This is a genomic window from Gimesia sp., from assembly GCF_048262075.1.
Taxonomy (GTDB): Bacteria; Planctomycetota; Planctomycetia; order Planctomycetales; family Planctomycetaceae; genus Gimesia.
Genome location: NZ_JBLXFK010000005.1, coordinates 85511 through 108613, shown reverse-complemented (window position 1 = coordinate 108613; position 23103 = coordinate 85511). Strand labels below are relative to the sequence as shown.

20 protein-coding genes are annotated in these 23103 nt (G+C 51.7%); 12 read left to right on the top strand and 8 right to left on the bottom strand.

Features of this window, described 5'->3' with window-relative positions; translation table 11 throughout:
- Positions 1-131: 131 nt before the first annotated feature.
- Positions 132-1496, top strand: coding sequence for a hypothetical protein (locus ACN0YH_RS12160; RefSeq protein WP_417379832.1), 1365 nt, complete (start codon positions 132-134; stop codon positions 1494-1496).
- 166 nt (positions 1497-1662) lie between these two features.
- Positions 1663-2874, top strand: a complete 1212-nt coding sequence (locus ACN0YH_RS12155) for a cofactor-independent phosphoglycerate mutase (protein WP_417379831.1) — start codon at positions 1663-1665, stop codon at positions 2872-2874.
- A 70-nt stretch (positions 2875-2944) separates the two neighbouring features.
- Here ACN0YH_RS12155 and ACN0YH_RS12150 read toward each other — a convergent pair whose 3' ends face one another.
- Positions 2945-3370, bottom strand: coding sequence for a ferritin-like domain-containing protein (locus ACN0YH_RS12150; RefSeq protein ID WP_417379830.1), 426 nt, complete (start codon positions 3368-3370; stop codon positions 2945-2947).
- A 535-nt stretch (positions 3371-3905) separates the two neighbouring features.
- Here ACN0YH_RS12150 and ACN0YH_RS12145 point away from each other — a divergent pair.
- Complete coding sequence (locus ACN0YH_RS12145) at positions 3906-4265, top strand: co-chaperone GroES (RefSeq protein WP_197995601.1); 360 nt, start codon at positions 3906-3908, stop codon at positions 4263-4265.
- 27 nt (positions 4266-4292) lie between these two features.
- Here the strand turns inward: ACN0YH_RS12145 and ACN0YH_RS12140 are convergent, their stop codons facing one another.
- A complete protein-coding gene (locus ACN0YH_RS12140) occupies positions 4293-5393 on the bottom strand; it encodes an XdhC family protein (protein ID WP_417379829.1) in 1101 nt (366 codons plus the stop codon).
- 16 nt (positions 5394-5409) lie between these two features.
- The gene (eboE, locus tag ACN0YH_RS12135) at positions 5410-6576 is read right to left on the bottom strand and encodes a metabolite traffic protein EboE (RefSeq protein WP_417379828.1); all 1167 of its coding nucleotides are present in this window, start codon (positions 6574-6576) and stop codon (positions 5410-5412) included.
- Between the two features lie 330 nt (positions 6577-6906).
- On the opposite strand from eboE, the gene ACN0YH_RS12130 reads away from it, so the two are divergent.
- The 5 genes from ACN0YH_RS12130 (at position 6907) to ACN0YH_RS12110 (ending at position 11530) form a co-directional block, all read left to right on the top strand.
- Complete coding sequence (locus ACN0YH_RS12130) at positions 6907-7524, top strand: RNA polymerase sigma factor (RefSeq protein ID WP_417379827.1); 618 nt, start codon at positions 6907-6909, stop codon at positions 7522-7524.
- 31 nt (positions 7525-7555) lie between these two features.
- The gene (locus tag ACN0YH_RS12125; RefSeq protein WP_417379826.1) at positions 7556-8083 is read left to right on the top strand and encodes an anti-sigma factor family protein; all 528 of its coding nucleotides are present in this window, start codon (positions 7556-7558) and stop codon (positions 8081-8083) included.
- Positions 8055-9353 (top strand): hypothetical protein, encoded by a 1299-nt coding sequence (locus tag ACN0YH_RS12120; protein WP_417379825.1) that lies wholly within the window; start codon positions 8055-8057, stop codon positions 9351-9353. Before ACN0YH_RS12125 ends, ACN0YH_RS12120 begins: the two co-directional genes overlap by 29 nt.
- Before the next feature lie 218 nt (positions 9354-9571).
- The gene (locus ACN0YH_RS12115; protein WP_417379824.1) at positions 9572-10306 is read left to right on the top strand and encodes a hypothetical protein; all 735 of its coding nucleotides are present in this window, start codon (positions 9572-9574) and stop codon (positions 10304-10306) included.
- 294 nt (positions 10307-10600) lie between these two features.
- Positions 10601-11530 carry a leucine-rich repeat domain-containing protein gene (locus ACN0YH_RS12110; protein ID WP_417379823.1) on the top strand — a complete coding sequence of 310 codons (930 nt, stop codon included), beginning with the start codon at positions 10601-10603 and terminating at the stop codon, positions 11528-11530.
- Positions 11531-11645: 115 nt separating this feature from the next.
- Here ACN0YH_RS12110 and ACN0YH_RS12105 read toward each other — a convergent pair whose 3' ends face one another.
- The 3 genes from ACN0YH_RS12105 to ACN0YH_RS12095 are packed head-to-tail and all read right to left on the bottom strand — an operon-like array spanning position 11646 to position 14692.
- Entirely contained in the window at positions 11646-12419 is a 774-nt protein-coding gene (locus ACN0YH_RS12105) for an NAD-dependent epimerase/dehydratase family protein (protein ID WP_417379822.1), read from the bottom strand.
- A 39-nt stretch (positions 12420-12458) separates the two neighbouring features.
- A complete protein-coding gene (locus ACN0YH_RS12100; RefSeq protein ID WP_417379821.1) occupies positions 12459-13796 on the bottom strand; it encodes a dipeptidase in 1338 nt (445 codons plus the stop codon).
- Between the two features lie 59 nt (positions 13797-13855).
- Positions 13856-14692, bottom strand: a complete 837-nt coding sequence (locus tag ACN0YH_RS12095; protein ID WP_417379820.1) for a Rieske 2Fe-2S domain-containing protein — start codon at positions 14690-14692, stop codon at positions 13856-13858.
- A 124-nt stretch (positions 14693-14816) separates the two neighbouring features.
- On the opposite strand from ACN0YH_RS12095, the gene ACN0YH_RS12090 reads away from it, so the two are divergent.
- From ACN0YH_RS12090 to ACN0YH_RS12075, 4 genes are all read left to right on the top strand, one after another.
- Positions 14817-15359 (top strand): 5' nucleotidase, NT5C type, encoded by a 543-nt coding sequence (locus ACN0YH_RS12090; protein ID WP_417379819.1) that lies wholly within the window; start codon positions 14817-14819, stop codon positions 15357-15359.
- Between the two features lie 310 nt (positions 15360-15669).
- Entirely contained in the window at positions 15670-18126 is a 2457-nt protein-coding gene (locus ACN0YH_RS12085; RefSeq protein ID WP_417379818.1) for a DUF1549 domain-containing protein, read from the top strand.
- 54 nt (positions 18127-18180) lie between these two features.
- Positions 18181-19518, top strand: coding sequence for a DUF1501 domain-containing protein (locus tag ACN0YH_RS12080; RefSeq protein ID WP_417379817.1), 1338 nt, complete (start codon positions 18181-18183; stop codon positions 19516-19518).
- Between the two features lie 34 nt (positions 19519-19552).
- Entirely contained in the window at positions 19553-21244 is a 1692-nt protein-coding gene (locus tag ACN0YH_RS12075; protein ID WP_417379816.1) for a PPC domain-containing protein, read from the top strand.
- A gap of 260 nt (positions 21245-21504) precedes the next feature.
- On the opposite strand, the gene ACN0YH_RS12070 is transcribed toward ACN0YH_RS12075, so the two are convergent.
- Positions 21505-21933: a DUF1573 domain-containing protein gene (locus ACN0YH_RS12070; RefSeq protein ID WP_417379815.1), complete on the bottom strand. Its 429-nt coding sequence runs from the start codon at positions 21931-21933 to the stop codon at positions 21505-21507.
- The gene (locus tag ACN0YH_RS12065; protein WP_417379814.1) at positions 21933-22961 is read right to left on the bottom strand and encodes a hypothetical protein; all 1029 of its coding nucleotides are present in this window, start codon (positions 22959-22961) and stop codon (positions 21933-21935) included. The genes ACN0YH_RS12070 and ACN0YH_RS12065 overlap by 1 nt, the downstream gene beginning before the upstream one ends.
- Positions 22962-23103: the final 142 nt, after the last annotated feature.

The following is a 23103-nucleotide window of genomic DNA, read 5'->3' as shown; positions in this document are numbered from 1 at the left end:
CACTCAGAGTCGCTGGAAAAATCTATAAGAAATGACAGGGCTCTTCAAAAAAACTGGTGAAGAGATCAAAGTGTTTTGATACGATAAGAGTAGATTCTCGCCTCGTTTTGCCCACCACAGGAGTCAACCCCATGACGGATAGTTTTTCTCAACCGCCTCTGTCCTCCCTTTCTCGACGTGAAATGCTAAAGCTGAGTGCTGCAGCATTTGCAGGTACCGCTGGTCTGAACTGGCAGCAACAGGCGCTGGAAGCCGCCAATGAAAATAAACGTCCGACCGTGGCTGCCATCTATACCCAATGTTTTTATCTGTCGCATGCATTTCATATCCTGCATCCCTTTTTAGGCCCCTACCTGTTTAACGGTAAGATTCAACATCCACAGTGCGATGTCGTTTCTTTCTATGGCGATCAGTTTACGGACCGAGATCTCTCCCGGGGTATTGCAAAAAAATATGAAATCCCTTTTTATAAAACCATTGGTGATGCACTGACTTTAGGGGGTGACGAACTGGCGGTCGATGCGGTCCTTTCGATTGGTGAGCATGGCGATTATCCCGATACCAAATTCGGACAGACCAAGTACCCACGCAAGCGGTTCTTTGACGAAATCGTGGCGGTGATGGAGAAATCAAATCGCTTTGTTCCCGTCTTCAGTGACAAACATTTTTCTTATCGCTGGGACTGGGCCCGTGAGATGTACGATACTTCGCGGAAATACGAGTTCCCGATGATGGTCGGCAGTTCGGTTCCGCTGGCACAACGGACGATTCCGCTGGAGATTCCTTATGGCACGGAACTGGAAGACGCCGTCTCGATTCATGGGGGACCGATTGAGAAATACGATATTCACGGACTTGAAGTACTGCAATCCATGGTGGAATTCCGCAAGGGAGGTGAGACAGGGATTTCGACCGTTCAGTTTTTGCAAGGCGATGATCTGATCAAAGCAGGTCGCGAGGGACGCTGGTCCATGCAGCTGGCAGAGGCAGCCATGCAGGCGGAACTGGGTGATACGAAACGGGGTCTGTTCGATCCAATCGGCAGTGAGGGGGCGACAGAACCACATGGCATTCTACTGGAGTACAAGGATGGATTTCGCGCCACGATGCTGAAAATCGGTTCGAACGGCGTCCGCTGGAACTTTGCCTGCCAGGTGAAAGGTGAAGCGAAGCCAAAAGCAACGACTTTCTTTCCAGGGCCCTGGGGCAATCGGAACCTGTTCCGGGCATTTTCGCATGCCATTCAGCATCTGTTTGTTCACAAGGAAGAGCCTTATCCGTGCGAACGCACGCTGCTGATGACCGGCGCGCTGGATGCAGCCATGCACTCCTATTTTGAGAAGGGGCAGGCCTTGATGAAAACGCCTGAACTGGAGTTTTCCTACAAGCCGAAAGATTTCAATCAGTTTCGTGAAATGGGTGATTCATGGAAAGTCATCACGGCAGAAATGACACCCCCACAGGATTTCGTTGCAGCGGATCCAGCTCCCCAATAAGGGGCAGAATGGTTTTGGGATTTGCTAAATTGGCAATGATCGGGGATCGTCTCGACATTTCCTGACTCAGATTACTTGCAGGGAAGGCGAAAATTCAGGATATTGAGGACAAAATGGTTCTCTTTTTCCGATTCCTCAGATCTCGCCTGACAGTAAGTACCCTGAAATGAAATATGTGCTCGTGATTCCAGATGGTTGTGCAGACGAACCGCAGGATGCATTAGGGGGTAAAACTCCTCTGCAGGCAGCGAGGGTCCCCCGGATGGACGCTGTGGTAGCAGAAGGCATTCTGGGACGAACAGATACGGTTCCCGCTTCCATGCCTTCCGGCAGTGATGTGGGGACGATGAGCCTGTTTGGTTATGATCCGCTGGTGTACCATACGGGGCGTGCACCGCTGGAGGCCGCCGCACAGGGGATTGAACTGGGACCTCATGACTGGGCGATCCGTTGTAATTTTGTGACGATTACCGAAGGGAACATGGCCAGCTTTACAGCATCACAGCTCCCCAATGATGTGGGTGAAGAGCTGGTGGCGCTCCTGCAGGAAGCGACAGCGGAGGAACCTCAGTGGGAATTTCACCAGGGAGTCAGTTATCGGAACCTGCTCATTTACCGTGCGAAAGATGCGGATGACCAGCCGTTTGATACGGGTACTTCAACGACTCCCCCCCATGATTTAACCGACCAGCCAATTGAACAAGACCTGCCATCGGGTAGAGGAAACGAGCAACTGCTGGATCTGATGGAGCGGAGTAAAAAACTGTTTACGAAATCTGCAAAGAATCAGAAGCGAACAGACGGGCAACCGCCGGCAACGCAGATCTGGCTCTGGGGACAGGGGAGTCGCCCGGCTCTGAAACCGTTTCTGGAGCAGTTTGACAAAACGGGTGCTGTGATTACCGCCGTTGATTTATTGCGGGGGTTGGGCCGTCTGCTGGGCTGGGATGTGATCGAAGTCGAAGGAGCCACTGGTTACATCGATACAGATTATGCCGCCAAAGGGCGCGCTGCGATTGAGACACTGCAGAACTCAGACTTTGTCGTCGTGCATGTCGAAGCGACCGACGAAGCCTCGCATGAAGGGGAAGTAGAAGAAAAGATCAAGGCGCTTGAGAACATTGATCAGCACATCGTTGGCCCGGTGCACGACTACCTGAAATCTCAAGGTAACTACCGGATCCTGGTTTGCCCGGACCACCCGACATTTCTGCGGACGAAAACACACAGTCACGGCTATGTCCCGTTTGGGATTTGTGGCACGAATGTCCATCCGGATCAGGCCAGTCGTTATGATGAAATCACAGCAGGTGCCAGTAATCTATTACTCCCCAAAGGCCATCAGCTGCTGCCATTTTTCTTTAGGACGTCCGGTTAAGACCAGAAAAAAGGTCAGTCAGTAAAAGAGACTGACTGACCTGAATAGAGATCTAAAAGCCGGCTTGTGTTTATAGCGGCCAGTCTCGCAGGATGCGTTCGACTTCTTCCGCATGTCCGCTTTCGTCGCGGACCATATCTTCGAGTTGAACGGCCATGCCTTTATCGCCAAATTCTTCGGCTTCTTTGGCGCGTTTGGTATAACCCGCTGTGGCTTCTTTTTCGGCTGCCAGGATCGCTTCCAGCATTTCATGGTTGCTGTGTGCTTCAGTGACTTTACCGGCAACAGTGACAGGCTCACCGCCCAGCGCTACGATCTTATTTGCCAGATATTGGGCATGTCCCAGTTCATCGGGGACTTCCGCCAGGAAGAACTGCGTCAGCTGTGGTCGGTAGGGGCCGGTAGCTTTCGCCGCATAGGTGGTATATTGAATGATCGCAGCCAGCTCACTTGCCAGGTCCTCATTGAGGTTGGCAATCATTTTCTCTTTGTCCATTTCTGTCTCCTGATGTAATAAAACCTGGATCAAAGTAGATCCTCTGAGGGGTAAAATTTCTGGTCTCTTTAGTCACTTTATAGATGTACAAGTTATTTAATCAACTATAGAAGAACGCGAAGTAGTTGAAAACTCACTGATTAAAGCTTTAGAAAGTCAAAAAAAATCGACGTAGGGCACTCGCCAATTAGATTTCTGATGAGGGAATGAGCAGGGTTTGAGGCTTTGAGACCCGTCAAATTGTACGTAAACGGAACAGCAGTCTTCATTTTCGGGGTTCTTTTCAGGGGGAGCATGGACTATGATTGTGTTTCAGGCCTGCACAAGGTTATTTTAGCGAGGTTGTTTTAGAGTGTGTTCGGTTTTCCGTAGCGTCTTCAGGGGAGTTTGGACCGACTATAATCCTACCAGAGATGCCATGCTAAAATGTGATGTGCTCTGGCCTGACCACAGACGGAATCGAATGCACTCCGTCAAAATGTCCGGGATCGTTGGTTGATCCGCATGAAATGGAAAAGAAACGGGGAGATTTTTAGTGTCTGACTGGGTTGAACCTCTGGGTATGCGAATTCTTATTCGTAAAGACGAAAGTCGTCAGACGACCAAGGGGGGGATTGTACTTCCCGATAAAGCCGAGATTCCGAACATCACGGGGCGCGTTGTAGAAATCAGCGTGCAGATTGAACGGGATGACGATTTTCCGGTCAAGAAATACGACAAAGTGCTGTTTAACCCCAGTGATGCGATTCCCGTGGATTTCGAACCGGACAATGTGCTGTTTGTCGTTCCCATTGAGGATGTGGTTGCCGTGTTCCGCCGAGGCGATGCCAAGACCAATGAAGTCCGCTCCGCAGAGGAACGGGAATACGAAGATCCCGAGGATTGGGAAGAGTAAGTTTTCTTCCGCGCTTCCCTGCTGAAGTTAATTGGCGGCGTGTGGCGTTTTAATGTCCTCCACCAGGCTCGGTCTCTGGTAACCCTCAGGAAGTGCATCCAGGTTACGATAGGCGATCAGCTCGGCGACGATGCTCATTGCGATTTCGGGTACCGTCTGTGAACCGATATCAAATCCCAGTGGGGCGTGCACCCGCGCGAGTGCTTCGCGTGGCGTTCCCAGTCTTAGCAGGTCTTCGAAAATGAGCTTCACTTTTCGTTTACTGCCGATCATTCCGATATACCGCGCGTCTGTAACTGCCAGATGACCCAGCGCCTCTTCGTCATGATTGTGTCCGCGGGTGACGATAATGATGAAAGTGTCCGGAGTGACAGACAGCTTGCTGAGAGCGGTATCAAACGATCCTACGATCAGCTGCTTTGCGGTCGGGAAACGCTCGGCGTTGCAGTATTCCTGACGATCATCGACGGCAATGATATCGAAGTCGACATCACTGGCCAGCTCAGCGACCTTCTGGCCGATATGACCACAGCCGACAATGACGAGCTGGCAGGTCTGATGAAAAGTCAGATAGGCAATGCCCTGATTAACGTAAGGTCGTGGTCGGTTTTTAATTGGTTTCAAACCGTCAAACAGTCGAGACGGCGGTTCCTGGCTGCCGCGGGTGGCGACAATATTCGATTCCGCATCAATCAGAAATCGGGCAGGTTCGGTGTCCCCTTCAGCAGATTCAGGCTGAAAAACAATCGCTTCCGTGCAACCCTGGTCACTTTCCAGCAGTTGCGACATGTGCTGATAATATTGCAGATCCTGTGCGGTTTTGACGGAATCAACGAGTACCTTCATGCGGCCGCCGCAGATCAGGCCGTCATCCCAGCCGTAGTCATTATCGAGTTGAAACGTCATGATTTCCGGGGAGTCCGCGTCAATCAGTCTTAGCGCACGGTGTTTGACTTCCGCTTCCACGCAGCCGCCTCCCAGTGTCCCTGCCTGCGCGCCATCACCGAAAATGAGCATGGCCGCGCCTGGTTTCTGAGGAGTCGAACCACGGGTTTCAACCAGGCAGGTATAACAGACGGGGCGCTGTTCCCGGACGGCTTTTTCAAGTTCGAGTAATAATTCTCGCATGGTTGAATCACATCACTTAAAGTGTATTCAAAAGAGTGTGGGCCGCCTGCAGTTCGCGCGTTAATCCTTCGACCAGCGTGGGTTTCTGATCTCCAGGCAAGACTTCCCAGGTATAGGTTTCGACTTCCAGATGCGGTGCATAATCCAGTTCTTTGACGGTTGCCAGCGCCTGCCGCAATTCGCGATATGTTGTCCCCAGCGGGCCGAGCGACTGGGCATCGACGGGTACATGAAAATGTACTCTCAGTTTTTCGGTTTCTTTCAGACGGGGGTCCGGATCGAGCAGAAACTCCCGACTGAGATCTACAATACGATACAGGTCGCCGTTCTGCAGGCTGCCGATTGTCTGATGCAGATAGCGGGGCTCTGCATACTTTGCCAGCAATTCCCGTCCTGCTTCATTCTCGCCGGGGTGATCGAGTTCGATGGCGTTCGAAATATGAATTTTATTGATGCGGATTTCTGCATGGGTGATCTGCCGAATCGAACCGGGGATGTCTTCAAATTCCACCGCCTGGTGACAGACATCGTAGCAGGCTCCCAGATATTCGCGGACGGTTCCCAGCAACTGCTTTTCCGCAGCCCGTTCATAAAGTCGCTCGAAGAAGACAATCAGTTCATGCGTGAATTCGATCACGCAGAAGGGTTCGGGCTCAATCGCCAGGCGAATAGTGCGTCCGGTCTCTTCTTTCAGTTGTTTGAGGAATGTTGCCAGTTCGATCAGTTGTTCAATACAGACTTTGCTGAAATCGGGAGCGTGCTGAAACTTTTTAAACCCGAGGGGCACTGTGGAGATACTGCCTTCCACATCTTCCGGCAGTAGCGCTGCCAGGACGCGGGCGCAGCCTTTGGTATACTCCAGACGTTCCGGCTGTGACCAGTCGGGGAGGTAAACATTTTCTTTAACGCGCTCACTGTGGAAGTTACCATAGGGAAACGCATTCAAGGTGTAGCAGGTCAGATCGCGTTTTTGAATTTCCTCGGCGAAGCGTGTGATTCCGTCAGCCGTCGAGAGAATTTCTTCGATCACTGGTTCGGCCAGCCACAGGCCCGCGGCAAGCGGGGCACCTAACTGCTGTTGAATCGGCAGCGTGAATTCGTCGAGTTTGTGCAGGATTTCTGCGATGGTTAACCCGGGATGTACGTTGGTGCAATAACTCACAGGCAGTGTGTTTAGAGTCATAAAACTTCCTCAGAGGGCCCTTTTGTCAGCAGGAAGCAGAATAAATGGTGATGCACAGTAAAAAAAGAGGCTGCTTCTATCTTACCCATGACAAATCTGCGGACTACCTGTTAAACCAGATTAACAGGAGTGAATGCGATTCAGGAATGAAATTTCTATTGGCGGCTACTTGTGTTAACCTGTCAGTTTAGCGACGATAACGGTTACAATCTTGCATGAAAACAGACAAAAAGCGGGTTTCTCCCAAACTCTGTGAGAAACTTTTTGTGATGCGGCGTGTTTAGTACAGGCGGGTCATTTACCCCGAAAGATGGGAGTCAGCAGTCAGTCGTGGTTACAACGGAAATCGTGAACTCACCCTACTTACGCGACCCTGATGTGCAGTTGATGCTGCGCGCCAGAGATGGCGATGAAGGTGCGTTCACCGAGTTGGTGGCCAATTACCAGGACCGGATTGTTGGAATTTTCTGTCATCTGCTGGGAAATCAGGAAGCAGCCGAAGATCTGGCCCAGGAAGTCTTTTTACGGATCTATCGGTCACGTGCCAAGTATGAACCCAAGGCGAAGTTTTCCACATGGCTGTTTCGGATTGCCAATAATCTGGCCAGCAATTCGCGGCGGAACAAAGGCCGACGCAAAGAAGTCACCCTCAGTCCCCAGGAATCCGGTCCCCTGGGAATCCGTCCTGAAGAGCAGTTATTGATGGAAAAATCGGGGATGATGCCGACGCGTCAGGCAGGATTGAAAGAGACCCAGGCTGTAGTACGCCAGGCTTTAGAAACCCTCAACGAACGACAGCAGATGGCGGTATTGTTACATAAATTTGAGGGCATGAGCTATGCCGATATCGGCACGTCCATGAAACTCTCGGAAGCAGCAGTCAAATCATTATTATCGCGTGCGCGTGAAAATTTGCGTGTTCAGCTGGAAAAACATATTAACGGTTAATGCAATCAGGTCTGCGTTATAGAGTCCTACGATGAAAAAAGAATTGAAGAATCAGGAACTCGAAAAGCTGGTCGCTTATCTCGATGGCGAGGTAACCGAGCAGGAAGCGATCGAAGTCGAGCAGTCACTGTCGACAGATGAAGAAACACGCGCGCACGTTGACGGCCTGGAACGGACCTGGGAATTACTGGATAAATTACCAATTGCGAAAGCCTCTCAGGAATTTACCGACAAAACGCTTTCCACGATCAAGACCGTGCAACTCGAAGCGCTGGCGGAAGAAGAACAGAAACGCTCCGGTTTCCTGAGCAACAAATCAAAACAGCAACTTCGCAGAGTTCTGATTGCAGCAGGCTGGACGGTGGGGCTGGCGTGCTCGGTGGCGATCGGTTACCTGTTGACCAACCAGTGGGTCCCCGATGAATCCGATCCCCTGCTGGAAGAGTTTTCGTTTATCGAAAATCTGGATACATATTCAGAAGTACAAAGCCTGGAGTTTCTGGAAGAATTAAAAAAGTCAGGAACGTTCGATGAAATCGCACAACAGCAAAAACGCTAAACGGAATTTTGCACAGGTGACGGACGGACAATCTGAACTGTGGTTGCTGGCGCTGCGCGCTGCCGGTCTGGCTTGCGGACTGCTGGTCTGTGTGATGGTGCTTGTGGGAGCTGCCGATTCGGAAAATGAATCGGAACAGGAGAACCGCAAAAAGATCGAAGCGATGGCTCCCGCCGAACGGGCGCAGTTAAAACGCAACTACGATAAATTCCAGAAACTGTCTCCGGAAGAACAACAGCGCTTGCGCAAGCTGCATGAAGCGACACGCAGTCAGCCGGAACTCAATCGTGTGATGCACGCCTATGATGCGTGGGTCAAAACACTCTCTCCCTGGGAACAGGAAGATTTGCGGAAAGCAGAAACGACGCGTGAGCGGATGGAACTGATTCGTAAATTCCGTGCAGAGCAGAAATCGCCGGACCGCCGCAGAAGTGGCCGGAATTATTTTGAACTCGCGAAAATCATGAATCTGGATTTCAGGGAGCCTCCGCTGAGATTCATTTTCTGGGTCCAGAATCCCGCTCCGGAAACATTTAACAAAGCGATCGGGATTCTTGAACGAAGCCTGCCGGAACCTGTCAAATATCCGAAATCAAAAGCGGAATTCTCAAAGTTTGCGCAGTCACTGGCAGTTTTACAGACTGCGGTTCGCGCTAAGAGAAAGAGTGGAGATCGAAATGGCTCTGACTGGCCTCCCCCGGAAACCGTCGATCAGATCTCTCAACTGCTGGATGATCAGAAGTACCAGTTGCGAGAGAATGAAGACTTTCGTGGTTTCAGGGGCAAGCTACGACCAGGCGATCAGAAACGTATGACCGTCATATTCTTCTTAGCCAAGGGGCTTGTGAATCAGCTGATGATGTCAGTCAAACAGGAGCTGGATACAATTCAGCCGTCTGAAGGTAAGTTACAGCAGTTCTTCGAGTCACTGGACCGCGACTCGAAAGGTCACCTGATGCGTTATCCGCCTGATGAGATGCAGGAAAAACTTAAATACAGATACCTGCAGACTCAGTTGCCCGAAAAAGTCCGGCAGTCGATTCATCAGCGTTCTCGTGAGGTGCAGCAGCTGATTTCTGATTTCATCCCTGAAAGTGATCTGAAAAATCAGTTTGACGGCCCTCGCCGGGGAGGAGTAAAGGAACGTATGCAGGACATGAAAGAACGCCGCTTTAATGGCCCCGGTGGCCGCCCCGGTAATCGGCCTCCACGGGGTCGAAATGGCGAGCCTGGTCCGCGACCTGCCGGTCAGGTGTCTCCTGATGCTTGAAAATTCGCTGGCAATCCTGTCTGATAGACTGTGTCCAGTTTTACTAGAGCGTCACCAAGGCTATTTGGACCGAGTTAAATAGATCGGGACACGCAATGGTAAATGAGATGCGCTCTAGAAGCTGAAGTTCCATCGAAATGCAGTCCTCTTTCGCAGTGCACCTCTGGCAATACACAAAATCCTGCGACAGCGCCTTTTTCATGAACGGGAGCCAATCCATGTTACGTCTTCTGACCATCGCCAGCCTGATTACGGGTCTGATGCTGATATCTTCTGCGAACCCCCCTGCCTTGTCAGCCAAAGAACCTGCCCCGCTGAAAACATATGAGCCCGATCAGGTTCCCAAAATGATGCAGGGGCTGCCTCTGTTGTTTCATGAGAATTTTGAATCGGGTAAAGCCGATCACTGGGAACTGACCGATGACAAAGCCTGGAAGATGATTCACCAGGGAGACAATCATGTTTTCAGCCTGACGAAAAAAAGAAGCAAATTCGAGCCCCCGGTCCGTTCGCCTTATAATCGTGCTTTGCTGAAGAACATTGATGTCAGCGACTTTCTCTTCGACGTGAAATTGCAGTCCACGATCCCCGACTATGGACATCGCGACCTGTGCCTGTTTTTCGGGTACCAGGATGATGCCCATTTTTACTATGTACATCTCGGCAAAAAAATGGACGATCATGCCAACCAGATTTTTATTGTTAATAACAAACCCCGGACGAAGATTTCCACCAAAACGACAGCCGGTACCGACTGGGACGATGAATGGCATCATGCCCGCGTTGTACGGGACACGGAATCCGGTTCGATCAAAATTTATTTTGACAACATGCAGGAGCCGGTGATGACCGCGACTGACAAAACCTTTCTGACCGGTCGCGTCGGAATTGGCTCATTCGATGATACCGGCAATTTTGATGAACTTCTGTTGTTTGGCAAGCAGGTCAAATAGCAGACAGGTCGTTTCCAGAGCCGCCCGCATTTCGCAGAGGGCCGGGCGGTTCGATGCCTGCTTTTAGATGCCTGTACACGTTTGACATCGAAATGTGACGCTCCCCAAGGCATTTCAGACCAGTATTCCCGAAGAAAAATCGTCCGTTCACATGCGAAGTTTTGGGATTATGTGTATATTAGAATTGGCGAGTGTTAGAAACAAAATCGGGAGAAACTGCACTAATGGATAGTAGTTCAGGGTGAAAGTAGCCTGATTTGAGTCAGAAATACCAATTCGAAACAGGCAATCAATATGAGTAAAGCTGCCACCGGTTCAGAGGAAGAAATTCCCCAGGAATCAACGCTGGAAACGGATATCAAGTCGCTGAAAGAAATCAGTGCGAACTTGAAAATGGATTACAACGGCAACATTTCGCAGGTTTCGTTTTCGGGTTCCAAGCTGGTCGATGCTGGTCTGGTTTACCTGGCCCGCCTGTCCAAGTTGCGAAAGCTGGATCTCTCTGGCTCCAAAGTGACTGATGAGGGCATGGTCCATCTGAAGTCCTTGAAAAGCCTGCGTGAGATCACGCTGCATGGGATTCCTGTTTCTGATTCAGGCTTGGGGGAATTTAAGAAACTGTCGAACCTGGAAATCCTGAACCTGTCGCGCACCAAAGTCACCGATGCAGGTTTGAAACATCTGAAAGGACTGGACAGTCTGAAAGAACTGTTTTTGACTGGTCTGGAAATTACAGCGGACGGGCTGGCACACCTCTCTGGTTTAAAGAGCCTGGAAACTCTGGGCTTATCTGAGACACAGATCACCGATGAAGCATTGGCGCATCTTAAGCCGCTTAAAAAACTGCGTGTGTTACTTCTGCGTGATACTCAGATTACAGATGACGGTCTCAAGCAGATTAAAGGGTTGACCCGCCTGCAGCGATTGTGGCTGCGTAATACGCAAATCACTGACGATGGGATGAAGTATCTGACTAAGATGAAAGATATGGAGTGGCTGGAACTGAATGATACTCAGATTACCAATGCCGGTATCTCTGAGATCAAAGTCCTCGAAAATATCGTGGATATGAATCTGCGCAATACGGACGTCAGCGACAAGTGCATCACTTCTCTCAAAAAGATGAAGAATCTGAGCACCCTATATATCGATGGTACTGAAATCACTGAAGAGGGAATTGCCAAGCTCGAAAAGAGCCTGCCTTACTGTCGCGTGGAACAATAACCGCTGCTAGAGCGCGTCACAGATAACCATAGCGTCTCTCAATCGAATATACTCGGTCTGAAGGTCCTGGAGTCGCTACAGTAAAACTGGACACAGTCTACCGGAAGATTCCGGTTCAGGCATAATGGTCTTCCGTGGGAATGGGCTGATCTTCGGTTCCCATGGTGTAGCCCAGTTCTTCGGGAATGAGTGTCGGCTGGTAACCGAGTCGTTTTTCTGCTTTGCTGAGATCCCAGCGGCGTTTGGAACTTTCACCTACGATGGTGATGACTTCGCAGCCGGAAATCTCGGCGGTTAATGCTTTCTGGTACGCCTGCAGCAGGTCGGGGAATGGCACCCATTGAGGCCGTAGCGGGTGGGTTTTCCAGAGTGGATGTTCCAGGTCGATTGGCTTGGGGATCCTGAGGCAGACTATCGACATGCCATATTCGCGTGCATAATGCTGGCACATGACTTCGCAGAGTTGTTTTGTGAGCGCATACGAGCCCACGGGCAACGGTGCCGCGTCTGATTCCACCCATTGCGGTGCTGTGTAGCCCAGGACCGTCATCACCGTACTGGTGAAGATAAAGCGTTTGACGCCGGCAGCGCGGGCTGCTTCCAGCAGGTTGAATGTGCCTTTCACATTCACATCAAAACGTTTTCCATTCAACTCATCCCCTTCCAGCGGACCTTCGTCAGCCTGCTTCGCCAGATGAATGACGGCGTCGATGTTGTCCAGCGCCGCGCGGGTTTGCACCGGATCTGTGAGATCGAGGCTGATAAACCGGGGATCATCGGCAAGGGGATGAATGTCTGCCAGCACCAGTTCCAGGTCTGTCTTCGGTTGCCAGTGCGCGGCGAAGTAGCGACCGACATAACCGGCGGCACCTGTAATTAAAACTCGCATCGTCATAGATCCCTTGCAGGGAGAAAAATGGAATTCGGTTCAGGTCAGAGATTCCTGACAGACACGTAATACATTGCCGCCAATAATTTTCTGAATGTCCGCATCGGAGTAGCCGCGCTGGACGAGGCCAACCGTAAACAGCGGCCAGTTGGTCCAGGAGACGCTGGTTCGCATTTCCGGTGTCTCAACGAAAGGATCTTTAGGCCACAGGCTGCGCCAGGCAGTGCGCGACCGCGGGGCGCGGGGCACTTTTTTACGTTCCAGCGAATTATTGCGAGAGGTGTAAGATACGTCAGTACCAATGGCGACATAGTCGATCCCGAAGTTCTTGACCACATAATCGACATGATCCAGCAGGGCGCTGATATCTCCTTTGCCTCCCAGGTAGCGGGGAATGCAACAGATGCCGATCAGACCATTCGTTTCGACAATGGCTTTGATGACTTCATCGGGTTTACTGCGGATATGTTTGTGGATGGCAGCACAGGTGGAATGGCTGGCGACAACCGGTTTTTTCGATACTTGTGCCGTTTCCAGGCTGGTCTGCCAGCCCGAGTGTGCAACATCGGGAATGATGCCCAGTCGATTCATTTCTGCCACAACAGTGCGACCAAAATCACTGAGTCCCGCGTTCGCTGGTTCAGCACATCCATCTCCCAGCATGTTGCGGCGGTTATAAGTCATATGCATCATGCGAATCCCCAGTTGGAAAAAGATCCGCATGTATTTCATTTCGTCGGTGGTGGTTTCCCATTGTTGTGTTAAGGGGACTCCGTTTCCTGTCAGGTACAGACAATGGCGTCCTTCCTGTTTTGCCTGCACGATATCTTCAGGTGTAACCGCTTTGGAAACAAAGTCGGAGAGCATGTCGGTAGTGAAGGTGAAGCGGGCCAGTCGCTTCATCAGCCGCATGGGGTCCTGTCCTTCTTCGCCAGCGTTTTGAAAGATACAGGTCACGCCAGAAGCATCGAAGGCTTCTTTGAATTCGCGCTGCTCGGCGGGGTCAGTCACACAGCGAGTCATCGACATGTCTTCCCGCAGGTCCTGAATTTCTGCGGTCGACGCGTGATTGTTAATCGCTTCCGCCAGGCGATCTCCATCCACGGCAGCGCGGGGGGCAAAGCCGTATGAATCGAAGACCAGTGAATCGGCATGCAGTTCCAGCCCATGTTCCAGTTGTTTCTTGCTCGGTTTTAAGATGTCGAGCGCTACTTTGCGGGCATGCAAAATGACTTCGTTCTGAATCGGCTTCTGTGTTGTTGCAGGCTTCGCTGATTTTTGATCAGCGGCGGTCACGGAGTCAGCAGCAGTCAGGCCCAGGCTGGTCGCTGCCAGTGAAGTACCCAGAAAAGAACGGCGATTGATGGGGTTGCTCATGGTGTCTTCCGTTTTCTGTGTTGGAACAATGTGTGGAGGGAGGTCATTCGACAGGTTGGTTATTTTTCATCGCAGCCACAACCGCCACTGGAACAGCCGGAGGCTGCAGGCGCTTCGTCGACCGGATGAAATACAATTCGCCAGGCATAGTTGGCATTGAGTTCCTGTGCCAGGATTTCCAGTGCCGGCATGCGGCTTCCGAGGTAATAGAGCACGACGGTCTGCTGATCGAACAGTTGCTCACAGTCGATGATTTCGGTCGGCATGCCCCGTTCCTGAATCAGGGTCTGGCAATCCTGGAAGACGCGCAATGTCACATCTTCCTGGCTGGTCAGGGTTGCCTGATCGGCGGGCAGGAATTCACGGATGATGGAGCCGGCGGCAGTCGGTGGTTTTTCCATCTGACCTGCTGCCGAAAGAATTTCGCCGACTTCTTCTCCGCGGCTGGTTTCAATCAGAACGGCAGTACGGTGGGGATAGTCGTCTTCGGGTTCTGCAGAAAAGTGATCGACCCAGCCCATCGCGCCATAACGAACCAGAAACAGATTCGCCGGCGGGCCTGGATCGCCGAACGCTGCACCGTCGACCATTAACACGCCCGTCTCTACTTTGAGGTCAAAGCGGGTCAACGCGAAATCAGGAAAGTCATGACACTCGCCCGTGGCGACATCGAAGTTCCAGTCATGCAAAGGACAGGTCACTTCCGTGCCACACCCTTCTCCCTCAATCAGGGAAGCGCCCTGATGCGGGCAGGCATTGTCGATGGCGTAAAAAGTGCCCGGCTGATCTCCGTCAGCCACATGGAACACGGCAATCTCGGTTCCTTTGACAGTGTAGGCCTTGCGCGTGCCGGGAGAAATATCATAGGCGTTTCCCAGCGGAATCCAGTTGGTCATTTGCTTCAGTCCACTATTAAAATCAGTCAGTGTGACGATGGTTGTCAGTTTCAGTTTATTATATGCTCAAAGGGTAATCATACCGTTTTATCATCAAAGTTTCTTCCCGGAGTGAAAAATCTACATGGCTGTGCGACATATTTTACTGGACATGGATGGCGTGATTTCCGATTTCATGGGCGCCATCCTGGAGTTACACGACCAGGGACATCTGCTGGAACAGTGGCCCGCCGGGGAACGTAACTACGCGGGCGTACTGGGAATGAGCAAAGATGAATTCTGGAAACCCGTCGATTCTGTGGGTGGTCGCTTCTGGCAGGAGTTTCCTCCCTACCCGTGGCTGAATGAACTGCTGATTTTGTTAAAACAGACAGCCCCGATGACGATCAGTACCTCCCCCAGTCGCAGTGCCGCCTGTGCTTCGGCCAAAGTCGAATGGCTTCGGCAGCATTTTCAGGAACCGCTGTTTATGGATTTCATGATCGGAACACAAAAATATCTGATGGCGAAACCGGATGTCGTGTTGATCGACGATCAGCATAAGAATATCGACCTGTTCCGGGAACATGGCGGCCAGGCAATTCTGTTTCCGCAGCCCTGGAATGAAAATTATGCCATCACGGACCGCGTCGGTTACGTAAAATCAGAGCTGGAAAAAATGGCGTAAGCCGGAGAACCGGTGTTCTTTAGCCCGGGGTAGATGTACGAACGCTCCGTTTTCTGTGATATAGGGTAGTTTTTGCCACTCAGAGAAGCTATCCTAAGACGTGTTTCATAAATAAAGTTGTTAAATGATAGTTGACGATTAGGAAATATAAGAGACAATATATATTTGCAGGCACGAGGAAGCGCAACGACGAGTGCTCACGAGTTGCTTTAGAATGTGCCTGCATCCCTGCCTATACTTTCCTCGTAGCACTGATTACCGCCAAACCGCATTGCGTCTCCTTCCTTTTGAATTGGGATAGAACAACGAGATGAGATCTCTTCTCTATCATTGTCTAGTTTGCCTGCTGCTGTGTTCCGCCATTTCTGTGCGGGCCGCTGAGACTTCGCAGCAAAGTGTGAAGGTCTATCCCGAAAAAGTGGAACTGACAGGTAAACGCGCACGGCAGCAGTTACTGGTTTCCGGTCTTAACAACAAACAGTCGATCGACCGGACTCGCGAAGTACAGTACCAGTCTGATCAACCCGCTGTGGTTCAAGTGAATGCAGCCGGCGTGATTGAACCTGTTTCCAACGGGACAGCAACGGTGACCGTCATCGATGGTGCTGCCAAAATCAAAGTGCCTGTGGAAGTGAAAGATTTCAACAAGCAGACATTGATTGACTTTGAACGTGATGTGCATCCGCTCTTATCACGATTTAGCTGTAATGGTGGTTCGTGTCATGGCAAGCAACGCGGACAGGGTGGGTTTCAATTGTCGATGTTCGCTTTTGATCCGGAATTTGATTACGGTGCCCTGACGAAAGAATCACGGGGTCGCCGTGCTTCACCCCTGGCTCCCGATCAGAGCCTCGTCCTGCTCAAAGGTGCCGGCAAGGTTCCGCATGGCGGTGGTAAAAAACTGCCTGAAGACAGCAGATATTATAACGTCATTGAACAGTGGATCGCGGAGGGTGCATCGCGTGCCGTCGCAGAAGCACCGAAGCTCATTAAGATCTCGGCCGAACCTACCGAGCGAATCATGCAGCCTGAAACGAAACAGCAGATGGTGGTCACCGCACATTACAGTGATGGTTCCACCCGTGATGTGACGGACCTTGCCGAGTATATGTCGAGCGAAAGCGTTTACGTTTCTGTCGATGAGCACGGCCTGGTCACCGCAGGTTCGCTGATGGGCGAAGCCTCGATCATGGCCCGCTACATGGGAAATTTTGCATCGCTGAATGTGACGGTTCCCTCAGACAATACAGTCCCGGACAGCTTCTATGCCAAGCTGCCTCGCAAAAATTTCATCGATGGCCTGGTTTGGGACAAACTGAAGAAATACGGACTGAAACCTTCTGAACCTATTGATGATGCCACATATCTCCGGCGTGTAGCCATTGATCTGATTGGACGCACACCGTCTGCTGAAGAAGCACGGGCGTTTCTGCAGGATCCTTCTCCCAACAAACGGGAGCGGCTGGTCGATTATCTGCTGGAACAGCCCGAGTTCGGCGACCACTGGGCCAACAAATGGGCCGATCTCCTGCGCCCCAATCCGTATCATGTGGGTATCAAGACCGTGTTGAATTATGATGCCTGGATTCGGCAATCATTTCATCAGAACAAACCCCTCGATCAGTTCACGCATGAATTGCTGACCGCCAAAGGGGGAACGTGGCACAACGGTGCGGTCACCATGTTCCGTGATCGTCGCAAACCTGAAGAGCTCACTACAATTGTCAGTCAGCTCTTTCTGGGAATTCGCTTGAGCTGTGCCCAGTGTCATCATCATCCTTCCGAAATCTGGGGGCAGGATGATTTCTACAGTTTTGCTGCTTACTTCGCGAAAATTGGTCGCAAAGGCCGCGGGATCTCGGCACCGATTTCGGGTTCAGAAGAGCTGATTTTCACTGCGAATTCCGGCAGCGTGCGTCATCCGTTGACCAATGAGGTCCTTCCGCCACGCCCCCTGTTTGGTGAAGTGCCTGAGATTAAAGAAAACCAGGATCCACGCGAAATACTGGCAGACTGGATTATCTCGCCCCAGAATCATTTCTTCGCCGAAGTGAATGCCAACCGCGTCTGGGCTGATCTGATGGGACGTGGGATTGTCGAACCGATTGACGATTTCCGCGAAAGCAATCCCGCAACCAATGCCCCGCTGATCAAAGCGCTGGGGCAGCATTTCCGGGAACAGAAATTTGATCTCAAACAATACGTTAAAACAATCGTCAGTTCGCACGTTTACAGTCTGAGTGCCCTGCCCAACGAAACCAATGTCGGTGATACGCGTAATTACTCGCGACATTACCGTCAGCGGCTGCGGGCCGAAGTGCTGCTGGACAGCGTGAGTGAACTGATCGGTGTGCCAGACACATTCTCTGCCATGCCCGCCGATTCTACCGCCAAGCAGATCTGGACGCATCGCGTGCGCTCAGACTTCCTGGATTCCTTCGGGCGTCCCGATCCGAACCAGGATCCGCCCTGCGAACGCACCACTGATACCACCGTCGTGCAGGTCCTGCATATGATGAACTCACGTGATCTGTATGCCCGCATTCAGTCCAAAAACGGTAACAGTGCCGAATGGGCCAAGAGTGAAATGAAACCGGATCAGATTGTCGAAGAGATTTATCTGACGGCTTATTCGAGATATCCGAGTCTAGAAGAAAAACGGCTGGGGCGTTCCCTGTTTGAAAAGGAAGGAGCCAGCCGACAGCAGGTAATTGAAGACCTGATGTGGGCTCTGTTGAATACACCCGAGTACCTGTTCAAAAATTGAAGTCCCCTGCCTCGAAACAAACGTGGTTTTACAATTAAAGTCACAGGATCAGCAATGAAAAACGTTTCAAAAAACTGTAATGGAATCACCCGCCGGAACTGTCTGCAGCTCGGCCTGGGCGCAATGACCGGCCTGGGCATGGTCGACCTGTTGAGACTTCAGTCTCACGCCAAGGGAACCAGCGCTGCTCAGCCGAAAGCGAAAGCCAAGAGCGTCATTCTGATCTGGATGGACGGAGGTCCGACCCATTACGAGACCTTCGACCCCAAACCGGAAGCGCCGGTTGAGATCCGTGGTGAATTCAATCCGATTGCCACGAAAATTCCCGGCGTCCAGTTTTCACAGCATATGAAACGCCTGGCTTCGATTGCGGATAAATATACGGTCATCCGTTCCATCCGCCATAACCAGGGAAACCACGGGGCCGGCAACCATTACATGATGACGGGTGCTCCCCCGCGCATTCCTGTTGGCTGTGGTGCTTTTGTCAGTTTCCATCCGAGTATGGGGTCGGTCGTCGCGCATGAAAAACCGACCACGAATAATCTGCCGGCCTACTTCTCCATGCCCAGCATGTCACGTTCCGGCGGGCCGAACTTCCTGGGAGCCAAGTATGCCCCGTTCGTCGTTTCCGATAACCCGAACTCCAAGAACTTCCGCGTTCGCGACCTGGCGCTGCCCAGCGGGCTGACCGATGGTCGTTATGAAACACGCCGCGAATTACGCGAACAGGTCGATCAGCTCAAGCGGATTAAAGACAAGGTCGCCGGCGATCCCGTGCTGAACCTCGACGAATATTACGATCAGGGTTATAGCCTGGTCGCTTCGACCGAAGCCCAGAAGGCGTTTGAGATCGATTGTGAATCCGATGAGTTGCGAGATAAGTATGGCCGTACTTCCTTTGGACAGCGCGCTTTACTGGCACGACGTCTGTCTGAAGCGGGTGTGCCTTTCATTACGTTGTACGAAGGAGGCTGGGACCATCATGGTAGCCTGTTTAAGACCTTCAATTCACGGATGCCCGCTTTCGAAAATACGATTGCGACGCTGATCGAAGATCTCGACGAACGCGGTCTGCTGGAAACCACGATGGTACTGGCGCTGGGTGAATTCGGTCGTACACCGAAAATCAATCCGGGCGGCGGTCGCGATCACTGGTCGAATGCGATGTCCGTGCTGATGGCCGGTGGCGGAACGCCTGGCGGTCAGGTTCTGGGTGCCACCGACAAGGCCGGTTACTCAGCCGTCGAACGCGTACTCTCGCCGGAAAACTTTGTCTCGACCATTTATACCAAGATGGGCATCGATCCAGATAAAGTACTTTACACGCCGGAAGGTCGTCCCTCGCATCTGGTCAGCGATCCGACACCGATTCCGGAACTGTTCGCATAAACTGCCCACCGTCTGACTGAGAATGAGATTACCGATGTTTTCTACCGCTCGGATTCTGCCCGCTGTTGTCTCGATTACATTGGTTTTCGGTTTCTTCTCAGAAGCGAAGACTGCACCACCCAGTGTGAATTACCTGAACCCCGCCGGGGGGCAGGTAGGGCAGAAGGTGGAAGTCAGCGTAAATAAAACTCTGGGGACGGCACCGGTTTCCGTCTGGACGTCGGCTCCCGGATTGACCATTACGATTCCGGAGAAACCTGAGAAGGGTAAGGAAAAGCAGTTCACCGTTCAGATTGATGCGGCTGCGAAACCCGGTTTGTACTGGCTCCGTTTTCACAACGCGGAAGGGGCTTCCGAGATCCGTCCGTTCGTCGTGGGCACACTCACCGAGCAGGCAGAAGCGGAACCCAATGAAGATCTGGAGCACGCCCAGAAATGTGAACTGCCGAGCGTGACCATCAATGGCGTGCTGTCCAAAAGCGGCGACGTCGATACCTTCCAGGTAAAACTGAAAAGGGGTCAGACCCTGATTGCAGCGCAGACCGCGAACGAACAGCTGGGTTCGCCTATGGATGGCCTGCTGCAGATTCTCAATCATCGTGGCACCGTGCTGGAGCAGATGGAAGATACCCTCTGGTTTGATCCGCGGATAGTCTTCACTGCGCCGGAGGACGGGACTTACTATGTTCGCACGTTCGCATTTCCTGCGGACCCCAACAGCACGATTCGTTTTGCGGGCGCTGCTTCTTACATTTATCGTTTGACGCTGACGACGGGGCCGTTCGTTGACCATAGTCTGCCACTCGCCTGGCATCCGTCTACCGCGGCACCCGTGATGTTGGAAGGCTGGAATCTGCCTGCTGATTTAAAGGCGCTGTCACCCGCCGTCACCGAGTCGAAAGCACAGGCGCTGCTGAGTCACCCCCAGTTGGGAAACTGGTTGACGATTCCGTTGAGTACCACTCCTGTGACGCTTGAGACCAAAGAGAGTCAGTCCGAGCAGGGACAACTGCTGACGTTACCGGCGACGCTCACCGGTAAAATTGCAGAGCCAAAAGAGATCGATTCCTACCGTTTCGCAGCGAAAAAAGGGGACAAGCTGACGTTCAAAGTGGATACACATATGCTGGGTTATCCCCTGGATGCTTACATCAAGCTGTTCGATGCGAAGGGCAAGCTGCTGAAAGAAGTGGATGATGCCCGCCGCAATTATTATGACGCGCACCTTGATTATGGGATTCCCGCGGATGGTGAGTATCGACTGGAAGTGACCGACCGCTTTCAGTATGGGGGCTTTCGTTTTGTGTACCTGTTGTCGATCCAGCCTACCGAAGCCGACTTCTCGCTGCAGACCACCGAAGAGCAATACACGCTGACCGCCGGCGACAAGCCACTGGAAATTGAAGTCAAAGTCGATCGCCAGAGTCCACGGTTCAACGATGAGATTGAAATCAGCGTGGCCGGGTTACCCGCAGGGGTGACGTGTGCGCCTGTGGTTTCCAAGCTGAAAGAGAAGACCGAAAAATCGGTGAAGCTGAAGCTGGAAGCCAAGGCGGACGTCGTATTTCAGGGCCCGCTGGAAATCAAAGGGGTCAGCCTGAAGGACAAAACGCAGGTCCACACGCCGACCGCCGTGATCAAAGGCATCAGCCCCAAACGCAACACCGCGCGACCCAAACCGGATCTCGAACTGCCTTACCTGTGGTTGACGATTAAGAAGAAGTAGGTTTCGTCGCGACTGTTTTTTCTACCACGAAAAACACGAAACCACACGAAAGTAACAAATGGGTGGGCTCGAATATCATTCGGGCCGAGCGCAGCGAGTGGGAGGTTGCGGCTACCGTGTTGTGCTCACAATCAGGCTTCCAATACTTTCCCGGGCACCGCCGGACGAGCCGGACCGTGGCACACGGTAACGTTTCCTGTATTTGGTGTTACCCATGTGTCGACCCCTACGAAGTGAAAATCGAAATCGCAGCACTTCACCTATTGATTAGTGGTGCCCGGTTTCACTGTCCCGCGAACCTGTAGTCGAACGATGGTCTGTTCGGGGTGATCGGTATACAGTTCGATTTCTGTTTTGAACTGGCCTGCTGTTGTTGCTTTGAATAATACGAAGAAACTTTCACTCTGACCGGGCGGGATGGTCACAGGCAGGCCTTCCGTAGAGGCGCAGCCACAAAGCGTGCAGGGAACCATCGCACCGATCAGCTGGAGTGGTTGACTGGTCGTGTTCTGGAGAGAGATCTTCTGTCGTGCTGTCTCACCGGCTGGGGTATCTTTGAATTCACAGAGCGGTGCCACAATCTGCGGTGCCCCGAACAGGGATGTGCCATAAAAAATCACCGCTACGACCAGGACCACAGCAAAGTAGACCGTCAGGAATGACTTCAGTCTGAATGACAGGCGCTTCATCACAGATTCTCCTGAGTTTGAACAGTGCGAAATCGCTGAACAATAACGTATAACACGATCAGCGCCAGCAGAATGCCATTGCCGATCAGGAACCACTGCATAAGTTTGTTTTTCTCAGGGGGATGAGCCGCCAGGGGGCTGTCGGGTAAGCCGTAGTGTGATAAACGGAACACGGAATCATTCACGGTGCCCAGGAAAAAGTCGCTTAGATTAGCAGAATACTTTTCGCTGATCGGCAACATATCTGCATGGTAATGAATCTCTTCGTGTTCGCATTTTTCAGGTACAGGGATCTCGTGTTTTTGATCAGAAGAAAAAAAGTTCTTACCAGAGTAAGTTGAATAATCTGTAGCCGAGTAATCGCAGCGGTATTCGTATTCCAGCACGGCCCAGTTTCTATCAGGGGCAAACACGATATGGCCACTGGAGATAGCCCAGGGATCGTCGGTCACTTGAAAGTCCAGCGCGACCAACTCTGCTGACTCTTCCTTTCGTGGGGGAAATCGTTCAATCTTTGTGACGCTAAAAGATGGCTTCTCAATGATCTCTTCAAATAAGCAACCGTCCAGGGAACCTGCGGCATACAGATACCAATCCTTGTGATGCCCCATGATGATTCTCAATCTCGTTCTGAGGTGTGCGGTCGAGATATGGGTCATCGAAGTTAACAGGTAGGGATTGCCTGGTCTGGTTTTATCAAGCTCGAATGCATAGTCGGGCGTGGCACAGACAAGCTCATTAGAATAAATTCCCCCGAGTGGAGTCTCTGTCGCGTAATCCTGTACAGCGACTATTGAATTTCCCTTCGCAAGCACATGTTCGGAATAGACGTATCGTTTGTGGCGGGAAGGATCGTTCGGGTCATCAAACAGGGACTGGCATTCTGCCCGGCATTCGATGTTCTGATACGCGTCTTTGAATTTTTTCATCGCTTGTGCATATTGGGAGCGGAATTCGCTTTCTGACAACGGAGACTTTTCGAGGATTTGTGAAGGATGTTCGCGCGCAGACAGAATCAGGGACGGCATGAAAGCCACAGACCAGAACGTCAAAACGATAAAAAATCTGTTTTCAGTAGGCACGCCCTGACGCTCCGCACAAATAGTGACGACTGGATAATCTGCCTGGTAGAAATCAGGTGGCTAACTCTTTGTCTAATTATTTTGACAA

Coding starts and splice junctions, on each gene's coding strand:
- ACN0YH_RS12160 (WP_417379832.1), top strand. CDS start 132: ATGACGGATAGTTTTTCTCAACCGCCTCTGTCCTCCCTTTCTCGACGT.
- ACN0YH_RS12155 (WP_417379831.1), top strand. CDS start 1,663: ATGAAATATGTGCTCGTGATTCCAGATGGTTGTGCAGACGAACCGCAG.
- ACN0YH_RS12150 (WP_417379830.1), bottom strand. CDS start 3,370: ATGGACAAAGAGAAAATGATTGCCAACCTCAATGAGGACCTGGCAAGT.
- ACN0YH_RS12140 (WP_417379829.1), bottom strand. CDS start 5,393: ATGCGAGAATTATTACTCGAACTTGAAAAAGCCGTCCGGGAACAGCGC.
- eboE (WP_417379828.1), bottom strand. CDS start 6,576: ATGACTCTAAACACACTGCCTGTGAGTTATTGCACCAACGTACATCCC.
- ACN0YH_RS12125 (WP_417379826.1), top strand. CDS start 7,556: ATGAAAAAAGAATTGAAGAATCAGGAACTCGAAAAGCTGGTCGCTTAT.
- ACN0YH_RS12120 (WP_417379825.1), top strand. CDS start 8,055: ATGAAATCGCACAACAGCAAAAACGCTAAACGGAATTTTGCACAGGTG.
- ACN0YH_RS12115 (WP_417379824.1), top strand. CDS start 9,572: ATGTTACGTCTTCTGACCATCGCCAGCCTGATTACGGGTCTGATGCTG.
- ACN0YH_RS12110 (WP_417379823.1), top strand. CDS start 10,601: ATGAGTAAAGCTGCCACCGGTTCAGAGGAAGAAATTCCCCAGGAATCA.
- ACN0YH_RS12105 (WP_417379822.1), bottom strand. CDS start 12,419: ATGCGAGTTTTAATTACAGGTGCCGCCGGTTATGTCGGTCGCTACTTC.
- ACN0YH_RS12100 (WP_417379821.1), bottom strand. CDS start 13,796: ATGAGCAACCCCATCAATCGCCGTTCTTTTCTGGGTACTTCACTGGCA.
- ACN0YH_RS12095 (WP_417379820.1), bottom strand. CDS start 14,692: ATGACCAACTGGATTCCGCTGGGAAACGCCTATGATATTTCTCCCGGC.
- ACN0YH_RS12090 (WP_417379819.1), top strand. CDS start 14,817: ATGGCTGTGCGACATATTTTACTGGACATGGATGGCGTGATTTCCGAT.
- ACN0YH_RS12085 (WP_417379818.1), top strand. CDS start 15,670: ATGAGATCTCTTCTCTATCATTGTCTAGTTTGCCTGCTGCTGTGTTCC.
- ACN0YH_RS12080 (WP_417379817.1), top strand. CDS start 18,181: ATGAAAAACGTTTCAAAAAACTGTAATGGAATCACCCGCCGGAACTGT.
- ACN0YH_RS12075 (WP_417379816.1), top strand. CDS start 19,553: ATGTTTTCTACCGCTCGGATTCTGCCCGCTGTTGTCTCGATTACATTG.
- ACN0YH_RS12070 (WP_417379815.1), bottom strand. CDS start 21,933: ATGAAGCGCCTGTCATTCAGACTGAAGTCATTCCTGACGGTCTACTTT.
- ACN0YH_RS12065 (WP_417379814.1), bottom strand. CDS start 22,961: ATGCCGTCCCTGATTCTGTCTGCGCGCGAACATCCTTCACAAATCCTC.